This is a genomic window from Campylobacter sp. IFREMER_LSEM_CL1085 (genome assembly GCF_025772235.1).
In the GTDB taxonomy this organism is placed as follows: Bacteria; Campylobacterota; Campylobacteria; order Campylobacterales; family Campylobacteraceae; genus Campylobacter_D; species Campylobacter_D lari_D.
The window spans coordinates 1-5289 of sequence record NZ_JAKMRU010000032.1 but is presented as its reverse complement, the minus strand read 5'-3'; the positions used below and the strand labels follow the sequence as shown (position 1 = coordinate 5289).

The 5289-nt window shown below is 28.9% G+C and carries 5 protein-coding genes; all 5 read left to right on the top strand.

Going from position 1 to position 5289, the window contains the following annotated elements:
* The first annotated feature begins 12 nt into the window (after positions 1–12).
* A complete protein-coding gene (locus L8W56_RS08635; protein WP_263660017.1) occupies positions 13–780 on the top strand; it encodes a class I SAM-dependent methyltransferase in 768 nt (255 codons plus the stop codon).
* A 50-nt stretch (positions 781–830) separates the two neighbouring features.
* Positions 831–1604 (top strand): class I SAM-dependent methyltransferase, encoded by a 774-nt coding sequence (locus tag L8W56_RS08630; protein ID WP_263660016.1) that lies wholly within the window; start codon positions 831–833, stop codon positions 1602–1604.
* 12 nt (positions 1605–1616) lie between these two features.
* Positions 1617–3941 carry a PEP-utilizing enzyme gene (locus L8W56_RS08625; protein WP_263660015.1) on the top strand — a complete coding sequence of 775 codons (2325 nt, stop codon included), beginning with the start codon at positions 1617–1619 and terminating at the stop codon, positions 3939–3941.
* A complete protein-coding gene (locus L8W56_RS08620) occupies positions 3938–4537 on the top strand; it encodes a gamma-glutamyl-CDP-amidate hydrolase (RefSeq protein ID WP_263660014.1) in 600 nt (199 codons plus the stop codon). The genes L8W56_RS08625 and L8W56_RS08620 overlap by 4 nt, the downstream gene beginning before the upstream one ends.
* Positions 4534–5289: phosphocholine cytidylyltransferase family protein (locus L8W56_RS08615; protein ID WP_263660013.1), on the top strand; the 756-nt coding region annotated here is incomplete at its 3' end. The genes L8W56_RS08620 and L8W56_RS08615, both read left to right, overlap by 4 nt.

Below are 5289 nucleotides of genomic sequence, written 5' to 3'. Positions count from 1 at the left end.
CAAAGGAGTTTCATGAAACAAGGTGATTTTAGCGAAGTTGCAAAACACTACCATAACAGACCAGCATACTCAAGTATGCTTATAGAAAAGCTCATAAAATGTGTAAATGATCAAAATAAAAGCACATTAAAAGTTGTAGAAGTAGGAGCGGGTACGGGAAAGCTTACTAAAATGCTTGCTGATGAGTTTAACCTTTGTATAGATGCAGTCGAGCCAAATGATAATATGCGTGAAGAGGGTATTAAATTTACTCAAAATTCACAAAATATTACTTGGCATAAAGGTAGCGGAGAAGAAACTGCTATGCCTAGTAATTATGCTGATTGGGTAATCATGGCTAGTTCTTTTCACTGGACAGATCCTAAAAAATCCTTACCTGAGTTCGCAAGAGTGCTTACAGGGGGGGGGTATTTCACTGCTATATGGAATCCACGCCATATAGCTAAAGGCTCTGTGTTTTATGAAATTGAAGAGGAAATTAAACATATTATACCAGAGCTTACTCGTGTAAGTAGTGGAACTCAAAATGTTAAAAATTGGGAAGAAATCTTAGTAAGTACTGGAGATTTCACAGACTGCTTTTTTATGGAGTGCGATTATAAAGAGCTTTGGAGTAAAGAGCGTTATCTTGGGGCTTGGCATTCTGTAAATGATATTCAAGCACAAGCTGGAAAAGCTAGATGGGAAGAAATTTTAAAAATGATAGAAAATAAAATTTCTTCTATGGATATGATTGAAATTCCTTATAAAATCCGTGCATGGACGGTGCATAAGGCATAGTAAAATCCTTTAGCTTTTTTTAGCTTTGCTATTAAAGTTAAAGGAAAAAAATGGAAAAAATAGTAGAACAAGTTTGGGATTATACTAAACATGCAAAATTTTACTCATATAGACCAAATTATGCACCACTTAGTATAGATATGCTAGTAGAGCTTGCTAAAAGAACTAGTCAAAGTTCAAAGATAAAAGTTGCAGATATTGGAGCGGGTACAGGGAATTTAAGTATTATGCTTTTAGAGAGAGCTTGTAAAGTGGTAGCGGTTGAGCCAAATGATGCAATGCGTGAAATTGGTATAGAAAGAACTCAAGGTCAAGATGTAGAATGGGTAAGAGCTACCGGTATTGACTCTACTTTAAAAGATGGAGAGTTTGATTGGGTGAGCTTTGGAAGTAGCTTTAATGTGATGGATAGATCAATGGCACTAAAAGAAAGTCATAGATTACTCAAAAAAGGATGTTATTTTACTTGTATGTGGAATCATAGAGATTTAAATGATCCTATTCAAAAAATAGCAGAAGATATTATTGTTAGTTTTGTTCCAAATTATACAAGAGGCACAAGAAGAGAAGATCAACGCCCTATTATAGAAGCACATAAAGAGCTTTTTGATAATATTATTTATTTGGAAGAAGATTTTTACTTTCATCAAAGTGTAGATAATTACATCAATGCTTGGAAAAGTGTAAAAAATCCTTATTGGGATCTTGAGACTAAAGAAGGTAATGAGTTGTTTGAGAAAATCACTGATAAGTTAAAACAAGAATTACCAGGTGAATTTGATATCAAATATACAACAAGAGCTTGGAGTGCAAAAAAAATATAAAAGAGTGATATTATGGATAGATTAGTTTTTCAAACAAAAGCAAGAAATTTACAGAATTTAAAAAATATACTTAAAAATGCAAAAGTTTTAGATGTAGTTATCACTTCTTTAAAAGAAATCATTCAAGATAAAGAAGAAGTGCTTAAAAAAATTATCAATCTAAATGCGAAAAAACTAATCATCCGTAGTTCTTCTAATAGCGAAGATAGTTTAAAAAGTTCCAATGCTGGAGCTTTTCTAAGTTTGGCTAATGTAGATATTAATGATAAAAGCCAACTTTTTAATGCTTTAGAAAAAGTAGGTCATTCTATGCCTAGTGAGAATGATGAAATTTTAATCCAACCTATGCTTTTAGATATTAAAAAATGTGGTGTTGCTTTTAGTGTAGATAAGGATAATTTTGCTCCATATTTTTGTATAGAATACGATGAAAACGGCTCTAATAGTTCCATTACAGATGGAAGTGCTAAAAATGCTAAAACATATTTTCACTACCGTGAAAATGAAGATATAAAAGATCCATATATGCAAAAAGTTATTTTATTATTAAAAGAACTTGAAAGTTTATATGGTTGTAATTTTTTAGATGTAGAATTTGCTTTTAATGAGCAAGATGAACTTTTTTGCTTGCAAGTTAGACCTTTAATAATGCAAGAAAAAATTAATCTTTTTAATAACTTGCCTAAAGAAGCTTTACATAGACTTTATAAAAGATTTGTATCTTTACAAGAACCAAGATCTAGAGTGCTTGGAGATAAAGCCATTTTTGGTGTAATGCCTGATTGGAATCCAGCAGAAATTATAGGACTTAGACCAAAAAGATTAGCTTTTAGTCTTTATAAAGAAATCATTACAGATAATATTTGGGCTTATCAAAGAAATAATTATGGCTATAGAGATTTAAGATCGCACCCTTTAATCCATTCTTTTTTAGGTATTCCTTATGTAGATGTGAGACTTTCTTTTAATTCTTTTATACCAAAAACACTGGATGAGAGTATTGCTAAAAAGTTAGTTAATTATTATTTAAATAAATTATATGAAAATCATGAGTTACATGATAAAGTAGAATTTGATATAGTATTTTCTTGTTATGATTTTCATATGGCTGATAAATTAGAACGTTTGTTAGATCATGGTTTTAATAAAAATGAAATCAAACGCATTGAATTTTCTTTATTAAATCTTACTAATTCTATTATTGATATTAAAAATGGTTTGTGTTTAAAAGATATAGAAAAATCAAAACAAATGATTGTATATTATGAAAATATTATGCATTCAGATTTTTCACCATTAGATAAAATTTATTGGCTTTTAGAAGAGTGTAAAAGATATGGAACATTACCATTTGCTGGTGTTGCAAGGGCTGCGTTTGTGGCTATGACTATGCTTAATTCTTTGGTGGAAATTAGATTTTTTAGCAAAGAAGAAAAAAATGAATTTTTAAATTCTCTCCACACCGTTAGTAAAACTTTGAGTTATGAATTAGCAACTTTAAATGAAAATAATAAACAAGATTTTCTAAAACAATTTGGCCATTTAAGAGCAGGGACTTATAATATTTTATCTCCAAGGTATGATGAGGATTTTGATGGGTATTTTGATTTAAAACAAAAAAGTGAAATTCAAAAAGAAAAGGAATTTAAGATTAGCGATGATAAATTGCAAAAACTTGATCAAATTTTAAAAGAACATGGAATTGAAGTTAATGCAAAAGAATTTTTTAGCTTTTTAAAAATAGCTATAGAAGGACGCGAATTTGTTAAATTTGAATTTAGCAAGCTCTTATCTAAAGCTATATCACTGATAGAGGATCTTGGAAATTATTATGGAATATCTAAAGAAGATATGGCCCATTTGGATATTAAGAGTATTTTAAATTTGTATTCTAGTGTGTATTCTAAAAATCCAAAAGATAAATTTTTGAGTGAAATTAATGAAAACAAACAAGAATATCAATTAAGTTTAGCTATAAAACTTCCGGCTTTACTAACTGATGCACATCAAATATTTGGGTTTTTTACTAGCTATATTCATCCAAATTTTATCACGCAAAAAAGCATTAGTGCTAATATTGCTTTAGAAAATGAACAAGATTTAAAAGGCAAGATAGTGTTAATCTATGCAGCTGATCCTGGATATGATTATTTATTTACTAAAGATATTGCAGGTTTTATCACTTGCTATGGTGGTGCAAATTCACATATGGCTATTAGAGCTTCTGAACTTGCTATGCCTGCTGTTATTGGCGTAGGTGAAGAGAATTTTAAAAAATATCTTCAAGCAAAAAAAATTAAAATTGATTGTCAAAGTGAGCAGATATTTTGTCTATGAAATTTATAGCTATTAGTCAAAGAATTTTAGAAAATCAAGATTATTATGAATTAAGAGAGTGTTTGGCACTTGATTGGGGAAGTTTTTTTAAAAAAGAATTAAGCGAGTTTTTACCTCTTCCATTGAGTTATGAAATTGATTTTAAAAATTATATCTCTAGTATTAGTGCTGTGATTTTAAGTGGGGGTAATGATTTAAGCTCTTGTAAATTTTCTTTTGTTAATCAAAAAAGAGACGAATATGAGAAAAACATTATAAAACATTGTATGCAAGATAATATCCCTTTGCTTGGAATTTGCAAAGGAGCACAGATGATCGCTTCTTATTTTAATTCTACTATTTGTCCTTGTAAAGATCATGTTGGAAATCATGAAGTGTATTTAAAAGATCAAATAATTAATGTTAATTCATATCATAATTTTGCTATTAAAACATTAGGTAATGAGCTTGAGGTGTTAGCAAATGCAAAAGATGAAACAATAGAAGCTTTTAAGCATAAAAAATTTAGTATTTATGGTCTAATGTGGCATATTGAAAGAGAAAATGGTATGAGCGAAAAAAGTATTTTTAATGCGTGGTTAAAGGATATAAAATGAGAGCTATAATTTTAGCAGCAGGGTTTGGTTCAAGGTTAATGCCTTTAACAAAATATAATCCAAAATGTATGGTTGAATATAAAAATAAAAAAATCATAGACTATGAAATTCAGGCTTTAAAAGAAAATAATATTCATGAGATATGTGTAGTTGGTGGATATTTATTTGATGTTTTAAAGGATTATGTGGGTAAAAATCATAATTTGGAGTTGTTTTATAAAAATGAAAACTATGATAAAACTAATATGGTCCAGACTTTATTTTGTGCTAGAGATTTTTTACAAAGTTGTATTGAGGATGAGCAAGATTTGATTGTTTCTTATGCTGATATAGTTTATTTTAAAGATAGTATAGAAAAACTCAAACAATCAAAAGATGATTTTGCTGTTATTGTGGATAAAGCTTGGAAAGAACTATGGTTAAAAAGGTTTGAAAATCCACTTGATGATGCTGAAACTTTAAAATTACATGATGATTTTATAGTAGAGCTTGGCAAAAAAGCAAAAAGTTATGATGAAATTCAAGGGCAATATATAGGCTTATTTAAATTTTCTCATCATTTTTTAAAAGAAGTTTTAAAAACTTATGATGAGCTTGATAGAACTTTACTTTATGATGAAAAAGATTTTAAAAATATGTATATGACAAGTTTTTTACAAATTTTAATTAATAAATACAAAAATGCAAAAGCTATAAAAATCAATGGAAATTGGTGCGAGATAGATTTTATGAGCGATTTAAGAGTGGAGATT

What these genes read in the sequence shown, in the direction of transcription:
- L8W56_RS08635 (WP_263660017.1), top strand. Translation starts at nt 13, where the DNA reads ATGAAACAAGGTGATTTTAGCGAAGTTGCAAAACACTACCATAACAGA.
- L8W56_RS08630 (WP_263660016.1), top strand. Translation starts at nt 831, where the DNA reads ATGGAAAAAATAGTAGAACAAGTTTGGGATTATACTAAACATGCAAAA.
- L8W56_RS08625 (WP_263660015.1), top strand. Translation starts at nt 1,617, where the DNA reads ATGGATAGATTAGTTTTTCAAACAAAAGCAAGAAATTTACAGAATTTA.
- L8W56_RS08620 (WP_263660014.1), top strand. Translation starts at nt 3,938, where the DNA reads ATGAAATTTATAGCTATTAGTCAAAGAATTTTAGAAAATCAAGATTAT.